This window comes from Prevotella lacticifex, from assembly GCF_019973375.1.
GTDB lineage: Bacteria > Bacteroidota > Bacteroidia > Bacteroidales > Bacteroidaceae > Prevotella > Prevotella lacticifex.
This window is the reverse complement of record NZ_BPTV01000001.1, coordinates 223199-246451: the sequence shown is the minus strand read 5'-3', so window position 1 is coordinate 246451 and position 23253 is coordinate 223199. Positions and strand designations below refer to the sequence as shown.

The following is a 23253-nucleotide window of genomic DNA, read 5'->3' as shown; positions in this document are numbered from 1 at the left end:
ATAGGACGATATAGGAAACGATAGGAAAGGATAGGAAAACGGGGGCGATTCGCTCTCGGACCCGATGCCAATATGTTCGTTTTTGAATACGGGAATGTTCGTAATGTCGGCATATATGTTCTCGGTGGAGTGACGGTTTCGTTAAATATTGTTTATTTCATAGTCATTACAATAAGAAATAAGTACCTTTGCAATCTAAAAAGCAACATTGATGGGGGGTATAATAGTAAAACCTGCAGATAGTAGATCTATGATGAATGCCTTTATAAAGTTTCCGAATATTCTTTATAAAGGTAATCATTCTTATGTTCCTGACCTCGACATCGATGTGCGGAATACTTACAACCCAAAGAAGAATCCGGGCCTTCGGTTCTGTGATGCCCAGCCTTTCGTAGCCTATCGCGACGGAAAAGTCGTGGGGCGCGTAGCCGCTGTGATAAACCATCATGCCAACGAGACGTGGAAGAAAAAGGTCGTCCGGTTCAGTCAGATTGACTTTGTCGACGACGACGACGTATCGCGTGCGCTCATCGAGGCTGTGGAGCAGTGGGGCAGGAGTCGCGGCATGGACACCATCGAGGGTCCTCTCGGCATCACCGATTTCGACAAGGAGGGCATGCTTCTCGAGGATTTCGACTCGATGTCGGCCATGACCGAATATTACAACTATCCCTACTATGCCGGTCACATGGAGCGGATGGGGTTTGCCAAGGCAGTCGACTGGGTGCATATCCGTGTGAAGGTGCCCGATGAAGTGCCGGCGCGCTATGCCCGTGTGGCCCGGCTGTCGAAGGAAATGTTCGGTCTGCACGTGCGGGCGCTGACGAAGAAGGAGGTGCTCGGAGGCTACGGCATAAAGATTTTCAAGCTCCTCAATGCGGCCTATGCTCCGTTGTTCGGGTTCACACCGATGTCGGAAGGCCAGGCCATGGAGTATATCCGGCAGTATCTTCCGCTGCTGAACCTCAAGCTGGTGCCCGTGGTGGAGAACGAGAAGGGCGAGCTCATTTCCGTGGCCGTAACGATGACGAGTCTGTCGCATGCCCTGCGGCGCACCCACGGCCGTCTGTTCCCCTTCGGCTGGTTCTACCTTCTGAGGTCGCTCAGGTGGCATCCTGAGCATACGGCGGGCCTTCTGCTCATCGCCGTCCGTCCCGACTATCAGGGCTTTGGCGTCAACGCGCTCATCTTCGACCATCTTATACCCGTCTACAATAGTATGGGCATACGCTACGCCGAGACGGGACCGCAACTCGAAAACAACGTAAAAGAAATATCGCAGTGGAAGCCTCTCAACCCCGAATTCCTAAAGAGGCGGCGCTGCTGGACAAAGAATATTTGATTTCTATGAAGAGAGTAGTAATAACTGGTATGGGTATCTGGTCCTGTCTGGGCACCACCCTCGACGAGGTACGCGACGCGCTGTATAACGGAAAGAGCGGAGTCATCTTCAGCCAGGAGCGCAAGGACGCCGGCTTCCGGTCGGCACTGTGCACCGATGTCAAGAAACCCGACCTGAAACCTTACGTCAAGCGCAACCTCCGGCAGTTCATGCCCGAGGAGGCGCAGTATGCTTATATGGCCACCCGCCAGGCCTTGGAGATGGCCAAGATGGACCAGGAGTTTATCGACAGCCACGAGGTGGGAATCATCTATGGCAACGACTCGGTGGCTGAGGCTACTATGGTGGCTCTCGACAAGTTCCGTGAGTTCAAGGATACAGAGATGTGCGGCAGTGGTGCCATATTCCAGAGCATGAACTCAACGATATCTATGAACCTCGCTTGTCTGTTCCATCTGAAGGGCATCAACCTCACGGCGTCGTCGGCTTGCTCGTCGTCGAGCCAGGCTATCGGTCTGGCCGCACTGCTCATCCGCAACGGTCTGCAGGACTATGTTGTCTGTGGCGGTGCCGAGGAGAACAATATGTACGGCATAGCGAGCTTCGACGGTATCCAGGCTTTCTCCACCCGTGAGGACGCTCCGACAAAGGCCAGCCGCCCCTTCGACCGCGACCGCGACGGTCTCGTGCCCGGTGGCGGTGCCGCAACGGTCATTGTCGAGGACTATGAGCACGCCGTGAAGCGCGGTGCACCAATCATCGCAGAGGTCCTGGGATGGGGATTCTCGGGCAACGGCGACCATATTTCCACACCGACGGTGGAGGGTCCGGCGCGCTCGCTGAAGCACTGCATTGAGAACAGCGGTATAAAGGACATCAGGGAGATTGGCTATGTCAACGCCCATGCCACCTCAACACACGTCGGCGACAGCCGTGAGGCACTCGCCATAGCGCAGAATTTCGGTGATTATCGCGTGCCGGTGACGTCGACAAAGAGTCAGACAGGCCACGAGATGTGGATGGCCGGAGCCAGTGAGGTCATCTACTCGACGCTGATGATGAAGAACGACTTCATAGCCGGAAATATCAACTTTGAGAATCCTGATGAGGAAAGCGCAAAGCTGAACATCATCCCTGAGACGCAACAAGCACATTTCGACATGTTTCTCTCGAACAGTTTCGGTTTCGGAGGAACCAATTCAACATTGATAATAAAGAATATTTAGGAGTAAATTTTATGACACGCGAAGAAATCATCCAGAAAGTTAATTCCACGCTCGCAGAGGAATTTGAGGTAGATGAGTCCAAGATCTCTCCGGAAGGAGCCATCAAGGACGTTCTCAGTCTTGACAGTCTGAGCCTCGTCGACCTCGTTGCTGTAGTCAATTACACGTTCAAGATCAAGATTCCGACAGAGGACCTGCGCAAGATCGAGACCTTCAACGACCTCTATGACTACATTGAGCAGCACGCAAAGTAATAGTCACGGCGACGGTTCCGCCACCGCGGCGCCCGCCGACTACGACGTAGCGATAATCGGCAGCGGCCTTGGTGGGCTTGAATGTGCACACATTCTTGCCTCCCAAGGTCGTCGCGTTATTGTTCTGGAGCGGTGGCGGCAGCCCGGCGGATGCACCCAGGGCTACCGCCGCGGAGGCTATGTCTTCGACACGGGCATGCATTATGTCGGTGGTCTCGATGCCGGTCAGCCCCTCCACGATGCCTTTAACAGGCTGGGACTCTTGCGGTTACCGTGGGTGAGACTCGACGCGGGAGGCTTCGACCGGGTGACGATAGGCCGTCAGTCGTTCCGTCTGGCGCAGGGCTACGACCGCTTTGTCGATGTGCTCGCAGCCGATTTTCCCGCCGAGAGGGAGGCCCTCGAGCGTTATGTGGCGGCTGTGCGACAGTCGGACAATGTCGGCGACATGCAGATGTCGCGGCAGATGATGGAGACGAACGCCTGGGAGTGGCTCACGCAGAACTTCTCGGATGAGCTCCTCGTGAACGTTGTCTCGGGCGCTTCGATGAAACTTGAGCTCCGGAAGGAGTCGTTGCCGCTCTTCACGTTCCTCCATTGCAACGGCGGTTATATCGGTAGCGCGTGGCGGCTGCGTGGCGACGGCGGTCAGATTGCGGCCTCGCTCATCGGCGATATCCGCCGTATGGGGGGCGAGATTGTGTGCGGTGCCGAGGTTGTGGAGCTCGTCGAGGACGACGGCCGCATCGATGAGGCTGTGTGTAATGACGGCCGCCGTGTGCGTGCAGCGATGTTCATATCCGATGTCCATCCAGCCGTCACGATGCAGTGGCTCCGTGGCAGCAGGATGGCGAGGGGCGTCTACCGTCGGCGGATAGCGATGCTGCCCGACACTTTCGGCATGTTTACGGTGTCGGTAGTGCTGAAGCCCCGCACGGTGCGCTACTTCAACCATAACGAATACGTCTACCGCAATGCCGATGTGTGGGATTTCTATACGAAAAAAGGACCCGTCGGCGGACTGATGGTGTCGTGTCGGGTGCCGGAGGATGCCCATATCGACGCTTCGGGAAATATCACTGACAGTGAGCTCTACGCCACACAGATTGACATTCTGACCCCAATGCTGTGGAGTGAGGTGGCTCAGTGGGAGTCGACGAGCGTTGGCCGCCGCGGCGACGACTACAAGGCCATGAAGCAGCGGCGCGCCGAGGAGTGCATAGAATTGGCCTCCACGGTCGTCAAAGGGCTCTCGGGGGCTGTAAAAGAGATATATACGAGTACGCCTCTCACCTACCGCGACTACACGAATACGCCCTATGGCTCGGCCTTCGGCATAAGAAAGGACTACAGCAACGCGCTGATGACACAGCTGTCGGTGCGCACGCCGGTGCCGAACCTGATGCTCACGGGGCAGAGTCTCATCCTCCACGGACTCCAGGGGGTGACGATGACGGCCCTGGCGACGGTGGGGGAGATAAGCAAACAATATAACAACAGATAGAAAATGAGATACGCATTAGTAACCGGAGGAAGCCGCGGAATAGGACGGGCGGCATGTGTGAGACTGGCCCGGATGGGCTATCGCATACTGATAAACTTCGTTCACAATAGTGAAAAAGCTGAGGAAACCCTCGAACTCGTACGGAAAGAGGGTCAGGACGGCGAGCTGCTGCAGTTCGACGTGGCCGATGCGGCATCGTCGCGGAAGGCTATCGACGACTGGCAGCAGGCTCATCCCGACGATTATGTGGCGATATTGGTGAACAACGCGGGCATTCGGCGCGACAATCTGCTCGCTCTCATGCCCGACGAGGACTGGACGGCGGTGCTGAACACCACGCTCAACGGATTCTTCAACGTCACAAAACCGCTCATTCCGATGATGCAGTTCCATAAGTTCGGCAGAATAATCAATATGGCCAGTCTCAGCGGCATCAAGGGCCTGCCCGGACAGACTAACTATTCGGCGGCTAAAGGCGGCATAATCGCTGCTACTAAGGCCCTTGCCCAGGAGGTGGCGAGGAAGAATATTACGGTAAATGCCGTGGCACCGGGATTCATCAAGACCGATATGACATCGGATCTCGATGAGGACGGACTGAAAAAGACGATTCCGGCACGCCGCTTCGGTGAACCGGAGGAGGTGGCCGCGCTCATCGGTTTCCTCGCTTCGGACGACGCAGGATATATCACCGGCAATGTCATCTCGATAAACGGAGGACTCTATACTTAATGACCAGTGGCGGATTTCAGCCCTAAGAGAATGGTTGCGGCGGCGGAATGATGTTTCCGTATTGCCCAAGAACGATGCTCGTGAGGTCGGAAATCAAGCCCTGTTTCATTTGGGAGATATGTCCATAATGGCCTGTTAGTGACGACGATATAACGGAAATGACAAACGTAAGAGAACAGATGAAGAAGGAAAAGGATAATTTGGAGCCGATGCCGGCTACCCGCCAACTCGAGGATATCACGCGGATAAAGGTCAAATTCAGCGAGATCGACTCTATGCGGTGTGTCTGGCATGGATCGTATGTCAAGTACTTCGAGGATGGACGGGAGTCGTTCGGACGCCATTATCCGGGCATTGGATATGCCGATATGGAGCGTGAAGGCATCTACGCGCCTGTCTACGACCTTCATGTCCATTACCATTCGCCTCTCGGTCTCAACGATGTGGCGGTCGTCCACACTCGCTATAACTACCATCCCGGGGCCCGTCTCGACTATGAATATGCCATTTACCGCGAGAGTGACGGCAAGCTGTGCTGTACGGGGGAGTCGGTGCAGCTGTTCATAGGGCCTGACGGAAATCTGATGGTGGACCTGCCGGACTACTATACGGACTGGCAGAAAAAATATTTAGGTGAAAACAACAAAAATCAATAATATTATGCAGAACTTGATAATTTACAATACGCTTCACAGGCAGAAGGAGCTCTTCAAGCCTATCAATGCGCCCCACGTGGGAATGTATGTCTGCGGACCAACCGTTTACGGCGACCCGCACCTCGGACATGCCCGTCCGGCAATCACTTTCGACATCCTTTTCCGCTACCTTCAGCACATCGGATACAAGGTTCGCTACGTCCGGAACATCACTGACGTAGGCCATCTTGAGCACGATGCCGACGAAGGCGACGACAAAATAGAGAAGAAGGCCCGTCTCGAGCAGCTTGAGCCCATGGAGATAGCGCAGTATTACACTAACCGCTACCACGATGCGATGCGCGCGCTGAACGTTCTGCCGCCGTCGATAGAGCCGCATGCCACCGGACATATCATCGAACAGGAGCAGCTCGTGAAGGAAATTCTCAACAACGGCTATGCGTATGAGAGCAACGGATCGGTATATTTCGATGTCGAAAAGTACGACAAAAAGTATCACTATGGCGTACTTTCGGGACGAAACCTGCGCGATATAGTCAACAAAAGCCGCGAACTGGCCGGTACGACGGAGAAACACAATCAGGCGGACTTCGCTTTGTGGAAGAAGGCCATGCCGGAGCATATCATGCGGTGGCCGAGTCCGTGGAGTGACGGATTCCCCGGATGGCACTGCGAGTGCACGGCCATGGGACGTAAATACCTTGGCAATCACTTCGATATACACGGAGGAGGAATGGATCTCGTATTCCCGCACCACGAGTGTGAGATTGCTCAGGCTGTGGCTTCGCAGGGCGACCAGATGGTGAAGTACTGGATGCACAATAATATGATTACCATCAACGGCCAGAAAATGGGAAAGTCGCTCGGCAATTTCATTACTCTGGAGCAGTTCTTTACGGGTAATCATCCTACGCTCGACCAGGCTTACTCGCCAATGACGATACGCTTCTTCATCCTCTCTGCCCACTATCGTGGCACCGTCGACTTCTCGAATGAGGCTCTGAAGGCCGCTGAGAAGGGCTATCAGAGGCTGATGTCGGCCGTCGACGACCTGAAACGGGTACAGGCTTCCGATGCCAGCGATGCTAAGACACATGAGCTCGTGGCCGCTCTGAGGCAGAAATGCTACGACGCTATGAACGATGACCTGCAGACGCCGCTTGTCATAAGCAACCTCTTCGAGGCCACACACGTCATCAATTCCATCCTCGACCACAAGGCACAGATTAGCGCTGACGACCTGAAAGAGCTTACCGATACGTTCAACCTCTTCACCTTCGACCTCTTGGGACTCAAGGATGAGCGCAGCGGCAATAACAGTAAGCGTGAGGAAGCCTTCGGAAAGGTTGTCGATATGGTCCTCGACCTCAGGGCAAAAGCTAAGGCTGCCAAGGACTGGGCTACTTCCGACCGCATCAGGGACGAACTTGCCAAGGACGGTTTCGAGATTAAGGACACCAAGGATGGTGCCACCTGGAAGCTGAACAGCTGATAGACAGCCGGCAAAAACGTGAGATAATAACGCTAAGAGCGGGGAATGTATGGACCGGTTTCGGTCGCGTACGTTCTCCGCTCTTAGCGTTGTTGGGGTTACAAATGGTCGTAGGCTCGTTCTGGAACCGCCCTGCCTTCTCTATCATACTTACAGCCCGGAAAGGACAACGCGACAACAAACCAATATCGAAATATCTTTACACCATTCCCAAACATGCCATTTGGCGTTCTAAAACGGCCCGTTTCGGCTTGTCAAACGGTCCGTTTTGCGTCCTAAAACGGCCCGTATTAGAACGCAAAACGGCATGTATTAGTAACACGTTGATATTCAGCGTTTTATAAAGGTGGAATAAAACGTAGAATTGTCTGAATTATTTTTACATCTTATTGCCGGTATTCTCTTGTTGCTCCATGATCCTGCTAAATAATATAGACGGATGAATAGAGCCACACCATCTACATCATACTATGTAGTAATCATCTGTCGGAGGCTATCAAGGCTACAATCATGCCATGTCGTTCAAAATTTAAAATGAAAGAGCCGTGACCCTGACCGAATAATATTTTGGTTGCGGAGACATTACCGGAACGGTCCCGGTGTTGGATTATACCGTGAGCCTTGCGATGCCGGCTATTCGAGTTCTACGTGCTTAACATCGATATCCTCAGGCAGGAAGATACGTGCGTTCTCGGTGAATTTATCCGCGCTCTCGGTGGTGTAGAACTGTGCTGTGGCTCCTTTAGTGCACATCTTGTCCATCTCGGGGTGACGCGAGAGATAGTCTTTGAGGCTGTCGGCGACATATTCGCTCTGCGGCACGATGCGCACTCCGTTAGGAACATACTTCATAATCTTCGGCATGAGGATGGGGTAGTGGGTGCATCCGAGGATGAGAGCGTCGATTTGCGGGTCGAGACGCATGATATGGTCGATGCGTTTTTTCACAAAATAGTCGGCACCGGGACTGTCGGCCTCGTTATTTTCGATTATTGGCACCCACAACGGGCAGGCGACGCCGGTGACGGTAATGTCGGGCCACAGCTTCTTTATCTCCATATTGTAGCTCTGGCTCCTCACCGTTCCCTCAGTGGCGAGCAGTCCTACGTGGCGCGAGACGGTCAGATTGCCTATAATTTCGGCCGTAGGACGTATAACACCAAGTACGCGGCGCGATGGGTCGAGTTCCGGCAGATCGCGCTGCTGGATGCTCCTGAGAGCCTTTGCTGATGCAGTGTTGCAGCCGATGATGACGAGATGGCAACCCATGGAGAAGAGTTTGACAACGGCCTGACGGGTGAACTCGTAGACGATATCGAACGAACGGGAGCCGTAAGGGGCCCTCGCGTTGTCGCCAAGGTATATATAGTCGTAGTCGGGAAGCAGCTGACGGATGCCGTGGAGGATCGTCAGACCGCCATAACCAGAGTCGAATACTCCAATTGGTCCTGGATTTTGTGAAAGTTGATTGTCCATAATATTACTCGGTAATAACTTGTTTTGCGGTCAGAGGTGGTGCGCTTTCGTTCACCGGTAAGCACCTTCGGCCGCTTATTTCTTGGCGAGTTTCTCCTCTATGGCCGTTGTGATGTCGTCGCAGTACTGTGGGTTGACGAAGGGAACGCTGTGGTTGTCGGTGTTGAAAACGAAAGCCAGTCCATGCTCCTGTCCTACCTCCCGTGCTGCGTTGTCGATGAGACGGCAGAGCGAATCGGTAGCACTGTTCTCCGCGGCGCTAATGAGTTTTTCGGCCTCTTTCTTGAAAGCGATGTTCTTTTCCATCAGGTCCATAATCTCGGCCTGACGCTTCTTGCGGATGTTTGAAGCCAGTCCGGCCTGCTCATCGAGGAAAGCCTCATACTTGGTGTTGAAGTCCTCCTCCGACCTTTTGGCCTCGGCAGTGTACTGGTTGCGCAGTTGGTCGATGTTATGGCGCACTATCGAATAGCCGTCCATGGCCTTGAGAACCTTCTTATAGCTGAAATAGCCATAGCGTGCCGGTGCCGGTACGGTCTGCGCGCAGATGGCCGACGGCATTAATACCGTCAACAGTAAAGCGAGAAACAGTTTCTTCATATTGCTAAAAAAGACAAAAGTCTGCAGCGCCCGCCCCTTTCCGGAGCAGCACTACAGAACTTTCATTACTTAGATACAATAGTTTTATTTTAGCTTGTTATACTCCGTCTTGACCTGTGCCGAGACATCATCGCTGAGGGTCTCGTTGATGTACAGGGGCTGACCGGCGTTTTTCTCCATGATGTAGACATACTTTCCAGCCTTGGCAACGTTCTGGATGGCTGTGCGAACCTTGTCGAGGATCGGGCCGAGCTGCTTCTGCTGCTCATCGTTGAAGGCCTTCTGGTTGTCCTGAGCGGTCTGCTGGATCTTTGTGTACATATCCTGCAGCTGCTTCTCGGTCTCCTCCTGCTTAGTGGTACTCATCGTAGCCTTCTGAGCATCGTAGTCCTTGGCCTTGCGCTCCAGTTCGTCCTGCATGGCCTTGAGGTTCTTCTGGTACTCGTCGCCCTTTGCCTGGAGAGCCTTCTGGACTGCCTGAGCCTCAGGAAGCGACTCGAGGAAAGCCTGGGAGTCGATGTAACCGAACTTTGTCTGTGCGAACATTGTCATTGGTGCTAAGAGCATCAACATTAAAATCAGTTTTTTCATCTTCTTCGTTTTGTAGTTATAATATTATTTAATGTGTTAATTCGTGATTCAATCAGTGGCTGTCGCGGCCGTTTACTGGTCGTTGCTGTAGCCGAGTTTCTGCAATACCTCGTTGGAAATGTCAATCTTCGGCGAGCCGAAAACGATTCCCGCGTTGGCCGAACGGTCGACAACGAGGCTGTAGCCCCTCTGGTCGGCGATGTCCTTTACGGCATTGTAAATCTCGTCCTGGATAGGAGTCATGAGTGCTTCACGCTTCTTGAAGAGCTCGCCCTCCGGTCCGAAGTACTTCTTCTTGAGCTCCGAAGCCTCCTTTTCCTTTGCGAGGATATCGTCCTGGCGCTGTTTTTTCTGCTCCTGCGAGAGGAACACCACCTCGTTCTGGTAGTTCTTGTATAGTGTGCTGGCCTCCGTGTTGAGAGCCTCGACCTCGGCTTGCCATTTCTTGCTGACCTGATTGAGCTGTTCGTTGGCGCGCTCGTAGGCCGGAACGTTCTTCAGAATGTACTCCATATCGATGAGAGCAAACTTCTGGGCACTCATGGTCATGACTGTCATGAGCATCAATGCCAACATCAAAACCTTCTTTTTCATTTATGTAGCCTTTCTTTTTAAATCGTAATTTTTTTATTATCGTCCTGCCGCAATTGTCTAAGCAGTTATGCCGCAGGGAGGTATCGTTTAGAACTCCTGTCCGAGGATGAAGTGGAAGTTGCTTCCGCCTTTCTCCCATCGTGTACCCGTGAAGACCTTGTCGAAACCGTATGCCCAGTCGATACCCATGAGTCCGACCATTGGCAGGTTGATACGGATACCGATACCCGCCGAGCGTTTCATGTCGAACGGGTTGAAGTCGCTGGTGTTGTACCATGAGTTACCGGCCTCTACGAATCCGAGTCCATAGATAGTGGTATTTCCCAAGAGGAACGGATAGCGCAGCTCGAGCGAGAATCTGTCGTAGGCGTAGGCGTTGTAGCTTCCCACTCCGGCCTTGGCAGCGGCACTCTGCGATATCGAACCGTTGTCGTAACCGCGCAGTCCGATAGTCTCCTCAGCATATCCAGTGGAGTATCCGCTCATACCGTCACCACCCATGTAGTACGTCTCGAACGGGCTCTTGTTGTACTTGTTATAGTGTCCGAGCAGACCCATCTCCACTCTTGTCATGAGTACGAAGCATTTCTGTCCGCTGGTGAGGGCTGTAAACATCCTTCCCTGGAATTTCCACTTGTGGTATTCAATCCACTTGTACTTCTCCTGCTGTTCCTGCTCGAATGTTGACGAGTTGGCGTCGGTGGCCAGATGCTTATAGTCCTTGTTGTTGAACACTGACCATGGCGGGGTGAGGGTGACGCTGGCGGTGAATTCCGAGCCCCGTCGTGGATAGAGCTGGTTATCCGTCGACGATCGGTTGAGGGAAACGCTGAGGTTGATGTTGTTGGCATCGCCGTTGCGCATCAGGAAGTATCTCCAGTTCTTCAGCATGTATCTGTTGTATGCGAGCTGCATTGTCAGCGTGAAATAGTCGTCAGGCCAGCGCAGGCGCTTGCCCCATCCGATGTTCACCCCCAACATCTTCACGTACGTGTTCGGGTCGTAATAGTTCTCGTAGTTGTTGTAACCGTAGCTGCCCGAGCCGTAATAATAATTGTAGTAGTTCTGGAGATAGCCCTGATTATAGTATCTGCTCGACACGTCGGTCTGCTTCGAGTAGTACATTCCGACGCTGAACTGTATAGGCCTCTTGCCTCCGAGCCAGTTTGTCGAGTAGCTGGCGTTGTAGCTCTGGTAGTAAGTACCGTTGGTCTGGGCACCGATCTGTAGGGTCTCACCGTCGCCGATAGGCATTATTCCGTGGCGTTTCCCGTTTTTGTGGAAGAGATTTGCCATTGAGAAATTGGTCAGTTTCAGTCCCACACGGCCAATGATACCCGTCTGACCCCATCCGAGCGAGAGCTCCACCTGGTCGTTACCCTTCTGCTTGAGGTTCCAGTTGATGTCGACGGTACCGTCCTCGTAGTTCTGCTTCACGTCAGGCGTTACAGCCTCCGGGTCGAAATATCCCATGCTTGCGAGCTCACGTGCCGAGCGCTGCAGAGCCTCTTTCGAGAAGAGGTCGCCCGGTTTTGTGCGCAGTTCGCGCCGTACGACGTTCTCATAGAGCCTGTCGTTACCGTTTATCCTCACATGGCTGATGTGGGCCTGCTGTCCCTCGTAGATGCGCATCTCAAGGTCGATGGAGTCGCCGACGATATTTACCTCGGCTGGATCGAGGCTGTAGAAGATGTAACCGTTGTTCCAGTAAGCGTTTCCTACGGCATCCTCGTCCTCTGTCAGACGCTTGTGGAGGTACGTCTGATTGTAGACGTCGCCCTTCTTCATGTCGAGCAAGCGTGACAGATAGTCGGTCGAATATACCGTGTTGCCCACCCATGTGATATTCCGGATGTAATATTTCTTTCCCTCATTGAGCTTGATGTAGATATCGACATGCTTGTCGTCGACATTCCATACGCTGTCCTTGAGGATTTCAGCGTCGCGGTATCCGTATTCGTTATATTTCGTAATGATATTTTTCTTGGCCTCCTCCCATCTCTCGGGAGTGTACTTCTTGGGCTTAAAGAAGTTTGCGAACTTTCCTGCCTCGTGTATTTTCTTGAAGGCACCCTTAGTGAAGAGGCCTCCTTTTAACTTCTTGTCCGACAGTTGGTTGTTGCCGTCGATGATGATGTTCCGCACCTTCATCTTCTGCTTTTTGTCAACATCGATGTCGAGAATCACCGAGTTCTTGTTGGCCACGTCGTCGCGCTGCCGGATGGAAATCTCTGCGTTGTTGTATCCCTTATCGTCAAAGTATTTCTTAGCGAGCGTTTTGGCGCGGTCAATCATGTTCGGCGTTATCTGTCCGCCCTTGATGATGCCGAGCTTTTTGTCCATATCGTCGCGCTCGCTCTTCTTCAGTCCGATGTAGTTTATTACCGATACTCGCGGCCTGGTCTTCAGATAGATGTGCAAATAAACCTTGTCGCCGACTATGGAGTCGGCAGCTATCGACACGTCGGAGAATAGTCCGTGCTTCCAATACCTCTTCACGGCCTCGGTAATCTCGTTTCCCGGCAGACTGATTTCCTGTCCGACGGTGAGTCCCGAGATGCCCGTGAGCACATAGTCGTCGTAGCCTTCCACCCCCGATGTCGTTATACCACCTATAACGACAGTCTGTGGATTGCCGGCATACGATATTATCGGGTTGACGACTTTCTCCTGTGCCAACGCTTTTATAGAGATGCCAAAGAGAACTACCAACAGCAAGTGTTGTATTATTCCTGGATGGTTCCTGTACATATATTATATATATTATGTTTTATTTGCTCTCCCCCTCGTTGGGTGAGGTTTCAACCTGTTCCTCTGTTTTTCCGAATCTTCTCTGTCTGCTCTGGTAGCTTGCAATGGCCTTGTGGAGGTCTTCCTCCGAGAAGTCGGGCCAGTAAGTGTCGCAGAAGTACAGTTCTGAGTATGCTATCTGCCATAGCAGGTAGTTGCTTATTCTCAGTTCGCCTCCTGTTCTGATGAGCAGCTCCGGGTCGGGCATGAAGTTTGTCGTAAGCCGCTGGCTCACTGTGTCCTCGGTTATGTCGTCGGCGTTCAGCTCACCGCTCTTCACTTGCTCTGCAATCTGCCGTGCGGCCTCGGTAATCTCCCAGCGTGCGCTGTAGCTCAGGGCCACGACCATGGTCATCTTTGAGTTGTTGCGCGTGTGCTCCTCGGTCTCGTGGAGTTTCTCCTGCACCTCTTTCGGCAGTCGTCCGATGTCGCCGATAACCCGGAACCTCACGTTGTTCTTCATGAAAATCTCGTCCTCGAGCGATGTGAGTACGAGTCCCATGAGGGCGTGAATCTCCTCGGCGGGCCTGTTCCAGTTCTCTGTCGAGAAGGTGTAGAGCGTGAGGTATTTCACCCCGAGACGTGTACACTCCGATGTTATTCTCCTTACGGTGTCGACCCCGGCCTGATGGCCGTAGCTGCGGGGCTTGTTTCGCTCAGTGGCCCATCGTCCGTTGCCGTCCATGATGATGGCAATATGGCGTGGAATCCTTGACATATCGAGTTCGTTAGTCTTCATCTTCATTATGGCATGTACGGCACCGAGCCGAGAAACTGTATGTCAGCGTCAGCTGCAAGGTGCTGTAGCAATCAGTGTTTTTGAAAGCCCCCGAGCTGACGATGCCATACGGGTCCTTCTGACCGTCGAGCTCATCGCTCAGCGAGAAGTGCATGGCCCATTCCACCCCGAGGTTCATTCTTTTGTTTATTTTATATTTCAGTCCGATACCTATCGGAACGTTTGCCGAAAAGTCGCTTTTTTTGTCTCCGTTCTTTATGCTGACGTATGTGCCGCCCAATCCTCCGAAGATGAACGGTGTCAGCCGCTGTGCGCCACGGTAGTCTCTGCCGGTGCCGTAGGGCCAGAAGTTGTATTCGAAGGTAATGTCCAAGCCCACGAGCGTGTTGCTAAACTCGTACGGTTTTGTGGCGAATGCGGGATAATAAGTCTTTACGTCGGCCGACGAGCCTTTCATCTTGCCTGTCTGCAAATTGAATTTCAGTCCGTAGTAGGGATTGAAGTTATACCTCGCCACTACGGATGCCATGGGCTGAAGGTCCTTCGTCAGGTTGCCGTTGAAGTCGCCGAGATACCCCATAAGTCCTCCGCCGACACCAATTTCCATCCTGTATTCGGGGTCTTCCTGCGCCTTTGCCGGCACGATTGCCATGGCTGCGGCGAATAATATCAATGTCAGAATCTTTTTCAAACCTCTGTCCGTCCTTTAATTTTTCCACACAACGCCGTCGGCTATTATCCACAGCGAGCCCTCACTGTCGGTGGTCATGGCCATCTTTCCCACGGTAGCCTTCAGCAGCGCGGGCAGAGCTCTGTCGGCCTCTTGCCATGTCAGACCGCCGTCGCGGCTCTGCAGCATCGGGCTGACGCTGTCGGCCGAGCATACTACGGCCGTGGGGTAGCCGCCGTAGGTGGTCACCGCCAACGACGGAATATCGCCAAGAGCATATTTCGTGTTCCCGGCGTTGTCGACATAATTCCACGATGACTTTACGGGACTGCTCGAATAGTCGTCGAGCTTTGTCCAAATGCGTGCTGTGATGTCGTTGGCAGCGGTGCAGCGGCCCACAATCATCACCTGTGCTATGTTGTCGTTGGTTGTCAGCGCGTTGCATGTGTAGGCCACACCGTCGTCGGGCAGCATTGCTGCGTTGTCGTCGATGCCGTCGGCTGTCCACGTCACACCATTGTCGGCCGATGCCGCCATGCCCGTTGTAACGCCGTTGCCGTCGGCTGTCAGGGCAAAGAGATGAGCCGGACTTGCCGCCACGATGCGTTTCAGACTGCTGTTTGTCGCCACCGTTGTCCATGTCTGACCGTCGGCCGATGTCATTACGGCATCGTTGTCGAGGGCATAGAGGGCTTTGTCCTTGACGACGAATGTTGCTGTCGGCGAGAATGTCGCTGGGAGCTTTGTCCATGTAGCCCCGTCGGTGATGTCGGTGGCGTAGCCCACGGTGCGTCCTCCTTCGGTTCCGAAGGCGTAGAGCCGTGTTCCGGCTGCAAGAGCACGGATGTCGTCGAGTGCAGCGAGCTCAGCGTTTGTGGTCTTTGCTGTCCATGCCATTGTTCCCTCCGGCACCTTTCTTGCGTTCACGCTGACGGTGTAGTCGGCATATCGCTGACCGTCCTGCGCTACGATTCGCACCGTCCGTGGTGTGCTGAAGTCGAGCGAGTCGGTGTTGCTATAGTAGCTCAGCGAGTCGCTTGTCGCCGATTTCATGAGAATAAGACCGTTGTTTACCGCCGTGATGGTGGCAATGACGTGCTTGAGGTCGCTGCCGCTGGGCATCGAGTCGGTGTTGTATATGCGGTGCCCAATCTGGTCGATGGTGAACTTATACTTCGAGCCGGAATATGTAACCTTATACACCGAGTCGGCTCCCGTCGACGATGTGGTATGCAGATACCTGTTCATCGTGCCGAGGCTGAAGGCCGATATGGCGGTGTCCTTATAATAGGTGTATTCAGTGTTATCATTGTCATCGCTGAGGCAGGATGTCATCAGCAGCGAGGCTGCTGCCAGGGCAATCAGCGAGAAGTGTCTTTTTCTCATATAAGCACAATTATTGAATTTAGCTGCAAAGATAAGGAGATTTCACTAAAAAGACGGATTTTTTCCGTGATAATTGTGTTTTTCTATTAATAATGTGGTTATTTTAAGTTTATTTAGACAGACGGGATTGATTCACACGGCATTATTGGAGGTGGAAGTGTGGGTGTGGGGTCGACTCAAAGGATGTACTAATACCAACCTTAGGACATGCTCTTTACGACAACTGTAGAGGCGGATGGCATAGATTATCACCGACTATCGGACTATCTTTCATCTGACAGGGTTATGCTTTATAATGCCCAATTGATTTTGTTGTTTTCTTATTTTAGTTGTTTTAAGTTGTCATGTCTTCGTTTTGCTTTAGTGATTTTGTGGTCTATGGTGTCAAAATAATTCGCATCGCAATAAAATCTTTATCACCTTCGCTACTCGTTGGTAATCAAGCGGTTACTGATATGGCCTTTTTGGCGTTGCGAAACGGCCCGTTTTAGAGTGCGAAATGGCATGTATGGGAATGGTGTAAAGAAAATTCTGAATTTCCGTTTGATGATACTCGATTTTTACTCCATCCTGTTTGACTTCTTTTTTCGGTGTTGGCATACGCGCATTTCGTCAGCAAGGAAAGATGCCTGCGACTGTTTGCCTCCTTGTTACAGTGTTGGCATACATGTTTTTTGTCGCTGACAGTATGATGATGTGCCGCTGGAACGAAGAAAGGCCCGTCCTTTTGCAGGGACGAGCCTTTCGATTATCATTCATCGGCCGGTGGCATTATGCCGCTGAGCGGCTTGTGCATGGGTCGGTATTGGTTCTTAGTCGAGGTGAGGACCAGCAGCTACGAGAGCCTTACCAGCCTCGTTGCCTTCGTACTTCTTGAAGTTCTTGATGAAGCGTGCAGCCAGATCCTTAGCCTTCTCCTCCCACTGAGACTCATCAGCGTAGGTGTCGCGCGGATCGAGGATGTGAGAGTCAACGCCCTCGAGCTCTGTAGGAACGACGAAGTCGAAGTAAGGAATAACTTTCGTAGGAGCCTTGTCGATCTCGTGGTCGAGGATGCGGTCGATGATACCACGTGTATCGCGGATAGAGATACGCTTGCCGGTACCGTTCCAACCAGTGTTGACGAGGTAAGCCTTTGCACCGCTCTTCTCCATGTGGCGAACGAGCTCCTCAGCATACTTTGTTGGGTGCAGCTCGAGGAAAGCCTGTCCGAAGCAAGCCGAGAAAGTAGGAGTCGGCTCAGTGATGCCGCGCTCTGTACCTGCGAGCTTTGCTGTGAATCCAGAGAGGAAGTAGTACTTTGTCTGCTCTGCGTTCAGGATAGATACTGGAGGCAGCACACCGAAGGCGTCGGCGCTGAGGAAGATAACCTGCTTAGCAGCCGGGCCCTGGCTCTCAGGACGCTGGATGTTCTTGATGTGATAGATAGGATAGCTTACACGAGTGTTCTCGGTAACGCTCTTGTCGGCGAAGTCAACCTTTCCGTTCTCGTCGACGGTGACGTTCTCAAGGAGAGCGTCGCGTGTGATAGCTCCGTAGATATCGGGCTCAGCCTCCTTGTCGAGGTTGATGACCTTGGCGTAGCAGCCGCCCTCGAGGTTGAAGACACCCTTGTCGTCCCATCCGTGCTCGTCGTCGCCGATGAGCTTACGCTTCGGGTCTGTCGACAGAGTGGTCTTACCGGTACCAGAGAGACCGAAGAAGATTGCGGTGTTCTCACCGTTCATGTCGGTGTTGGCAGAGCAGTGCATGCTGGCAATGCCGCGCAGTGGCAAGAAGTAGTTCTGCATAGAGAACATTCCCTTCTTCATCTCACCGCCGTACCATGTGTTGATGATAACCTGCTCCTTGCTTGTGACGTTGAATACGACAGCAGTCTCAGAGTGCAGGCCGAGCTCTTTCCAGTTCTCAACCTTTGCCTTCGATGCGTTGTAGACGATGAAGTCAGGCTCCTGCTCGAAATCAGCCTCTGTCTTTGGACGGATGAACATATTTGTCACGAAGTGTGCCTGCCAAGCCACCTCAACGATGAAGCGGACCTTCATGCGGGTGTCGCGGTGTGTGCCGCAGAAACCGTCGACGACGTAGAGCTTCTTGTTTGAGAGCTCTTCCTGAGCAATCTTCTTGACAGCCTTCCAAGCCTCCTTAGAAGCACGGTGGTTGTCGTTGTGGTACTCCTCAGAATCCCACCAAACGGTGTCGTGAGATGTCTCATCGTCAACGATGAACTTATCCTTAGGAGAACGACCCGTGTAGATACCGGTCATGCAGTTAACTGCGCCCAGCTCGGTCTCCTGACACTTGTCGAAGCCCTCAAGGCCTTCCTTTGTCTCCTCGTTGAAGAGAACCTCGTAAGAAGGATTGTACAGAACCTCGGCTGTGCCGGTCTGGATTCCGTAGCTTGCTAATACTGACTTGTCAAACTTTGCCATTTCTTGAAATGTATTTTAAAGTTGTTGTTGAATATGCTTTAAATTTGCCGTTTGCAAAATTACGTATTTCTTGGATTAATGCCAAACGGGGAAAAGACAAAAAATCTCAATCCGGTGCATTGCAAGGTTAAAGAAACAAAAAATCGCCCTGCCTCTTTTACTTTTGCTATATGCACTTTGCAAAAGAGGTTGGAATTTATTACTTTTGCACAGCTAAGATAAAACCATCTACATTTATGAAAGTCATTAATTTCTCTGAGTCGAACAGTATCATCAATCAATATCTTGCTGAAATTCGCGACGTACAGTATCAGAAGAACCGCCTCCTTTTCCGCAACAATATAGAGCGGATAGGTGAGATGGAGGCCTTCGAGATTTCGAAAACGCTCAACTACGAGTCGAAGGACATAGCCACACCATTAGGTATCTCGCGTGTCAACGTGCCGTCGGACAAGATTGTCCTGGCCACTATTTTCCGCGCCGGGCTGCCGTTCCACAACGGATTCCTGAAGGTTTTCGACCATGCCGGCAACGCTTTCGTCAGTGCCTACCGCGAATATAAGGATGAGGCTCACCACAGTGTGAACATCCATGTGGAGTATCTCGCCACGCCGAGCATCGAGCAGAAGAATCTCATCATTGCCGACCCGATGCTCGCCACCGGCGGCAGTATGGAGTTGGGCTATAAGGCTTTCATCACCAAGGGCACTCCCAAGCGCATCGACGTGTGCTGCGTCATAGCCACTCCTGAGGGCATTGAGCACATCAAGAAAACCCTTCCCGACGATAAGACGACTATCTGGTGCGCGGCTATCGACCCGGGCATGAACGAGCATAAGTATATTGTTCCCGGTTTCGGCGACGCCGGCGACCTGTGTTATGGCGACAAACTGTAAGCGCGCCATAGTCGTCGGGGCCAGTTCGGGCATGGGGCGGCTCGTCGCCGAGCGCCTCCTGCGCCGCGGATGGACTGTCGGTGTGGCCGCACGTCGCACCGACAAGCTCGCGACGATAGAGGTCGCGCGACCCGACGGCACCGTTGTCCGCCCCGCGAAGGCATCCATCGACATCACCGCCGCCGACGCTCCGCAGCGCCTTCAGCGGCTCATCGATACCATTGGGGGTATGGACCTCTACTTCCATTCGTCGGGTGTGGGCAAGGTGAACATGCTCCTCGAACCGTCGGCCGAGCTCACCACCGTGAGTACCAATGCCTTAGGATTCACGCGGATGGTGGGCGCAGCCTTCCGGTATATGGCCGACCACGGTGGCGGCCATATCGCCGTCATAACGAGTATCGCCGGAACGAGAGGTCTGGGACCTGCTCCCGCCTACAGCGCGACGAAGGCTTTCGACAATACGTACATCGAGGCCTTGGAACAGCTTGCCGCCACTCGTCGGCTCAATATCCGGTTCACCGACATCCGTCCCGGATTTGTCGACACCGATCTTATCCGTGGCAGCCACTTCCCAATGACCATGCGGCCGGAGACGGTAGCCGATGACATCGTGAGGGCCGTAACCTCCCACCGGCATGTGCAGGTCGTCGACTGGCGGTGGCGCATCATTGTGGCGCTATGGAGGCTGCTGCCCCGCTGGATATGGCGAAGGATGCCGCTGAGGGCTTAGCCCCGCGGCATCCTTCCGTTAGTTTTTTCTGGTTCTATACCCCTTTCTACCCCTCGTTCTACCCTCCTTTCTATACCTCTGAAATTTGGAATCGGGAAAAATATTTTGTAACTTTGCAGTCGGAAAACATCACCTATTTCACTTCCCAAATATCATTGGTTTCGAGGAGTTCCATGAAGTTGTGATACTTCTTCTGCTGCTCCACCTCTTTTAATTGGGCGTGCAGAGCATCGTCGTAAGTGGGGGCCTCGACATCGCGTATGACACCGAGGGCCACGGGAAATCCGTGCTCGTTGTCCATCATGGCGAGCTTCAGCTGCAGCGTATCGTCCTCACAGTGAGCGTCGTGGACGAGGATGTCGTCGATGGTTATGCCGTTCTCACCAATCTTCACGACCTTCAGTCCGAATCCCTCCTGCACGAGTCCGTACTCGTTATTCTCGCCGAAGACTAACGGCTTGCCGTGTTCCACGTATATGGCGTTGCGCTTCCGGCCCTCGTTGGTGTACACCGGCCCGTACGCTCCGTTGTTGAAGATCATGCAGTTCTGGAGAATCTCCACCACCGATGATCCCTTGTGGCGGCATGCCGTCTTCAGAACGTCGACGGTGTGGCGGGTGTCGTTGGCCACGGCGCGGGCGAAGAAGTGGCCCCGTGCACCAAAACAGAGCTCAGCAGGACGGAACGGGTCCTCGACGGTTCCGTAAGGACTTGACTTCGAGACGAATCCGCGCGGTGATGTGGGCGAGTACTGTCCTTTCGTCAGACCGTAGATGCGGTTGTTGAGGAGAATCATGTTGATGTCGATGTTCCGTCTGTTGGCGTGGATGAAGTGGTTGCCGCCGATGGCCAGTCCGTCGCCGTCGCCGCTTATCTGCCACACGGTGAGGTCGGGATTGGCAACCTTCACGCCCGTGGCTACGGCTGCCGCACGGCCGTGGATGGTCTGCATGGCGTAGGCATGAACGTAGTAGGGCAGTCGGCTCGAGCATCCGATACCCGATATTACGGCCGTTTTGTATGGTGGAATGCCAAGCTCTGCCATCGCCTTTTGCAGCGAGGCGAGAAACGAATGGTCGCCGCAGCCGGGGCACCACCGTGGCTGTCCTTTCTTGAAGTCGTTCTCGTTGTACTGACGGTCAGTGGCCGTAGTAGCGTCGGGGGTAGCTTCCCCGGCAGTCGGATTTATTGTTTTGTCAGTAGAATTCATTGTTTCCATAGTGAAAAATCGTCTTTTTGTTGTCGAAAAAGTGTCATTGGCGGACCTCGTCATCGTCGAGCAGGGGCAGCATCGCGGCTACGAGCTGCTCCACCTTGAATGGCTGTCCTTTCACCTCGTTATACTGATGTGGGGCGAATCCGTCGACATTGGCCCTGAGCCAGGCGGCAAACTGTCCGAGGTTCTGCTCGCAAACGACTACCTGCTTGTAGCCGAGGAGCACCTCACGGGTGTTCTTAGGCAGCGGATTGATATACTCGAAGTGGGCCAGAGCCACCTTGTGACCTTTCTCGCGCAGTGCCTCCATGGCGGTGTAGAGGTGGCCGTAGGTGCCTCCCCAGCCCACTATCAGCAGGTCGGCGGTGCCGGCATCGCCCTCCACCTGCACGTCGGGCACCTCTATTCGCTTCACTTTCTCCTGCCGGGCGTGTACCATCCGGTTGTGATTGTCGGGGTCGTTGGATATTTCGCCGGTCGTTCCGTCCTTCTCCAGTCCACCGATGATGTGCTCATAGCCCTCGTTGCCCGGTATCGCCCAGTAGCGTGCGCCGTTCTTCGGGTCGCGGTAGTAGGGCCGGTATTTCCCGCGCATGGCCTCGGTGGCATAGTGAGGGTGGATGGGAGCGAGGTCGTCGGCTACCGGCAGCCGCCATGACGCTGAGCCGTTGGCAATGAACGCGTCGCTGAGGAGGACCACCGGTGTGACGTGTTCGACGGCTATCCGGCAGGCATTGTAGGCTGCCTCGAAGCAGTCGGTAGGACTCTTGGGGGCCACGACGGGCATGGGGCTTTCGCCGTTGCGGCCGAAGAGAGCCTGCAGGAGGTCGGTCTGCTCGGCTTTCGTGGGCAGTCCCGTCGACGGACCGCCCCTCTGCACGTCGACGACAACGAGCGGCAGCTCGTCCATGACGGCTAAGTTCATAGCCTCTGACTTTAGGCACATGCCCGGTCCGGAGGTCGACGTGACGGCCAAAGCTCCCGCGAAACTTGCACCGATGGCTGAGGCGCAGGCCGCAAGCTCGTCCTCGGCCTGTACCGTGATGACCCCGAGCGACTTGTGCTTTGCCAGCTCGTGGAGGATGTCGGTGGCCGGAGTGATGGGGTAGGAGCCCAGGTAGAGCTGCATGCCAGCCCTCTCTGCGGCTGCGATGAGGCCGTAGGCAGTGGCTTTGTTGCCCGTGATGTCCATGTATCTTCCCGGGTGGCGGTGACGCGATTCTACGCGGTAGGTGTGCGGCACCGATGCCTGGGTGTGCTCACCGTAGTCCCATCCGGCCTCCATCACGCGGATATTGGCCTCTGCTATCTCTGGTTTCTTGGCGAATTTATGGCGCAGGAACTCCCTCCCGAGTTCGAGATTGCGGTTGAAGAGCCAGCATACGACCCCTAAGGCGAACATGTTCCGGCTCTTGAGAATGGCCTTCATGCTCAGTCCCGAGTCCTTCAGAGCCTCCTTGACCATATTCGTCAGCGGACAGGCCACGACGCGGTCGCGGTCGATGCCGAGCTCCTCGAGGTAGTCGTAGCTCTTGAATTCGGCCTTCTTAAGGTCGGTCTCCTTGAACGAGTTGGTGTCGATGATGATGGTTGCCGTGGGCTTTGCGAACTTTATCTGCGTCTTCAGTGCTGCAGCGTTCATAGCCACGAGCACGTCGCATCTGTCGCCCGGTGTGAGTACCTTGTCGACATCGTTGCCTATGTGCACCTGATAACCGCTCACACCGGTCAGCGATCCTTGCGGGGCGCGGATGTCAGCGGGGTAGTCGGGGAACGTAGATATGCCGTTGCCCTCGGTAGCCGAGATTGTTGAGAAAATGTTTCCTGCAAGTTGCATACCGTCGCCGGAGTCGCCGGAGAAGCGTATCACCACTTCCCGTAGCTCCTCGACGCTCATTCCTTCTGTCATGGTTTTTAATTATTT

Annotated in this window: 21 protein-coding genes; 10 read left to right on the top strand and 11 right to left on the bottom strand. The window is 53.7% G+C overall.

Going from position 1 to position 23253, the window contains the following annotated elements:
• Positions 1 to 211: 211 nt before the first annotated feature.
• The 7 genes from LDN30_RS00955 to cysS all read left to right on the top strand — a co-directional run bounded on the left by LDN30_RS00955 (position 212) and on the right by cysS (position 7206).
• Positions 212 to 1342 carry a GNAT family protein gene (locus tag LDN30_RS00955; RefSeq protein ID WP_373316479.1) on the top strand — a complete coding sequence of 377 codons (1131 nt, stop codon included), beginning with the start codon at positions 212 to 214 and terminating at the stop codon, positions 1340 to 1342.
• A 5-nt stretch (positions 1343 to 1347) separates the two neighbouring features.
• Positions 1348 to 2568 (top strand): beta-ketoacyl-[acyl-carrier-protein] synthase family protein, encoded by a 1221-nt coding sequence (locus LDN30_RS00950; protein ID WP_223928469.1) that lies wholly within the window; start codon positions 1348 to 1350, stop codon positions 2566 to 2568.
• An 11-nt stretch (positions 2569 to 2579) separates the two neighbouring features.
• Positions 2580 to 2822: an acyl carrier protein gene (locus tag LDN30_RS00945; protein ID WP_223926732.1), complete on the top strand. Its 243-nt coding sequence runs from the start codon at positions 2580 to 2582 to the stop codon at positions 2820 to 2822.
• On the top strand, positions 2794 to 4326 hold the full coding sequence (locus tag LDN30_RS00940; RefSeq protein ID WP_223928468.1) for a phytoene desaturase family protein: 1533 nt from the start codon (positions 2794 to 2796) through the stop codon (positions 4324 to 4326). The genes LDN30_RS00945 and LDN30_RS00940 overlap by 29 nt, the downstream gene beginning before the upstream one ends.
• Positions 4327 to 4329: 3 nt before the next feature.
• Positions 4330 to 5058, top strand: a complete 729-nt coding sequence (gene flxB, locus LDN30_RS00935; RefSeq protein WP_223928467.1) for a flexirubin biosynthesis SDR family reductase FlxB — start codon at positions 4330 to 4332, stop codon at positions 5056 to 5058.
• Positions 5059 to 5216: 158 nt separating this feature from the next.
• Positions 5217 to 5714 (top strand): acyl-CoA thioesterase, encoded by a 498-nt coding sequence (locus LDN30_RS00930; RefSeq protein WP_223928466.1) that lies wholly within the window; start codon positions 5217 to 5219, stop codon positions 5712 to 5714.
• A gap of 4 nt (positions 5715 to 5718) precedes the next feature.
• The gene (gene cysS / locus LDN30_RS00925) at positions 5719 to 7206 is read left to right on the top strand and encodes a cysteine--tRNA ligase (RefSeq protein ID WP_223926728.1); all 1488 of its coding nucleotides are present in this window, start codon (positions 5719 to 5721) and stop codon (positions 7204 to 7206) included.
• 633 nt (positions 7207 to 7839) lie between these two features.
• On the opposite strand, the gene murI is transcribed toward cysS, so the two are convergent.
• The 9 genes from murI to pckA all read right to left on the bottom strand — a co-directional run bounded on the left by murI (position 7840) and on the right by pckA (position 18484).
• A complete protein-coding gene (gene murI, locus LDN30_RS00920) occupies positions 7840 to 8682 on the bottom strand; it encodes a glutamate racemase (protein WP_223928465.1) in 843 nt (280 codons plus the stop codon).
• A gap of 75 nt (positions 8683 to 8757) precedes the next feature.
• Positions 8758 to 9282: an OmpH/Skp family outer membrane protein gene (locus LDN30_RS00915; protein WP_223928464.1), complete on the bottom strand. Its 525-nt coding sequence runs from the start codon at positions 9280 to 9282 to the stop codon at positions 8758 to 8760.
• Positions 9283 to 9366: 84 nt separating this feature from the next.
• Positions 9367 to 9873, bottom strand: a complete 507-nt coding sequence (locus LDN30_RS00910) for an OmpH/Skp family outer membrane protein (protein WP_223926725.1) — start codon at positions 9871 to 9873, stop codon at positions 9367 to 9369.
• 72 nt (positions 9874 to 9945) lie between these two features.
• Complete coding sequence (locus tag LDN30_RS00905; RefSeq protein WP_223926724.1) at positions 9946 to 10467, bottom strand: OmpH/Skp family outer membrane protein; 522 nt, start codon at positions 10465 to 10467, stop codon at positions 9946 to 9948.
• Positions 10468 to 10554: 87 nt separating this feature from the next.
• A complete protein-coding gene (locus tag LDN30_RS00900) occupies positions 10555 to 13218 on the bottom strand; it encodes a BamA/OMP85 family outer membrane protein (protein WP_223928463.1) in 2664 nt (887 codons plus the stop codon).
• 19 nt (positions 13219 to 13237) lie between these two features.
• Entirely contained in the window at positions 13238 to 13996 is a 759-nt protein-coding gene (locus LDN30_RS00895) for an isoprenyl transferase (protein WP_223926722.1), read from the bottom strand.
• A complete protein-coding gene (porG, locus tag LDN30_RS00890; protein ID WP_223928462.1) occupies positions 13986 to 14687 on the bottom strand; it encodes a type IX secretion system protein PorG in 702 nt (233 codons plus the stop codon). The genes LDN30_RS00895 and porG overlap by 11 nt, the downstream gene beginning before the upstream one ends.
• Before the next feature lie 15 nt (positions 14688 to 14702).
• Positions 14703 to 16052 (bottom strand): DUF6242 domain-containing protein, encoded by a 1350-nt coding sequence (locus LDN30_RS00885; protein ID WP_223928461.1) that lies wholly within the window; start codon positions 16050 to 16052, stop codon positions 14703 to 14705.
• 812 nt (positions 16053 to 16864) lie between these two features.
• The gene (pckA, locus tag LDN30_RS00880; protein WP_223926719.1) at positions 16865 to 18484 is read right to left on the bottom strand and encodes a phosphoenolpyruvate carboxykinase (ATP); all 1620 of its coding nucleotides are present in this window, start codon (positions 18482 to 18484) and stop codon (positions 16865 to 16867) included.
• 8 nt (positions 18485 to 18492) lie between these two features.
• On the opposite strand from pckA, the gene LDN30_RS16365 reads away from it, so the two are divergent.
• The 3 genes from LDN30_RS16365 to LDN30_RS00870 all read left to right on the top strand — a co-directional run bounded on the left by LDN30_RS16365 (position 18493) and on the right by LDN30_RS00870 (position 20113).
• On the top strand, positions 18493 to 18615 hold the full coding sequence (locus LDN30_RS16365; RefSeq protein ID WP_262901599.1) for a hypothetical protein: 123 nt from the start codon (positions 18493 to 18495) through the stop codon (positions 18613 to 18615).
• Positions 18616 to 18720: 105 nt separating this feature from the next.
• On the top strand, positions 18721 to 19380 hold the full coding sequence (gene upp, locus LDN30_RS00875; protein WP_223928460.1) for a uracil phosphoribosyltransferase: 660 nt from the start codon (positions 18721 to 18723) through the stop codon (positions 19378 to 19380).
• Complete coding sequence (locus LDN30_RS00870) at positions 19364 to 20113, top strand: SDR family NAD(P)-dependent oxidoreductase (protein WP_223928459.1); 750 nt, start codon at positions 19364 to 19366, stop codon at positions 20111 to 20113. Before upp ends, LDN30_RS00870 begins: the two co-directional genes overlap by 17 nt.
• A 133-nt stretch (positions 20114 to 20246) precedes the next feature.
• Here the strand turns inward: LDN30_RS00870 and LDN30_RS00865 are convergent, their stop codons facing one another.
• Both LDN30_RS00865 and LDN30_RS00860 read right to left on the bottom strand, forming a co-directional pair.
• On the bottom strand, positions 20247 to 21332 hold the full coding sequence (locus tag LDN30_RS00865) for a 2-oxoacid:ferredoxin oxidoreductase subunit beta (RefSeq protein WP_223928458.1): 1086 nt from the start codon (positions 21330 to 21332) through the stop codon (positions 20247 to 20249).
• Between the two features lie 34 nt (positions 21333 to 21366).
• The gene (locus tag LDN30_RS00860; RefSeq protein ID WP_223928457.1) at positions 21367 to 23238 is read right to left on the bottom strand and encodes a 2-oxoacid:acceptor oxidoreductase subunit alpha; all 1872 of its coding nucleotides are present in this window, start codon (positions 23236 to 23238) and stop codon (positions 21367 to 21369) included.
• Between the last annotated feature and the right edge of the window lie 15 nt (positions 23239 to 23253).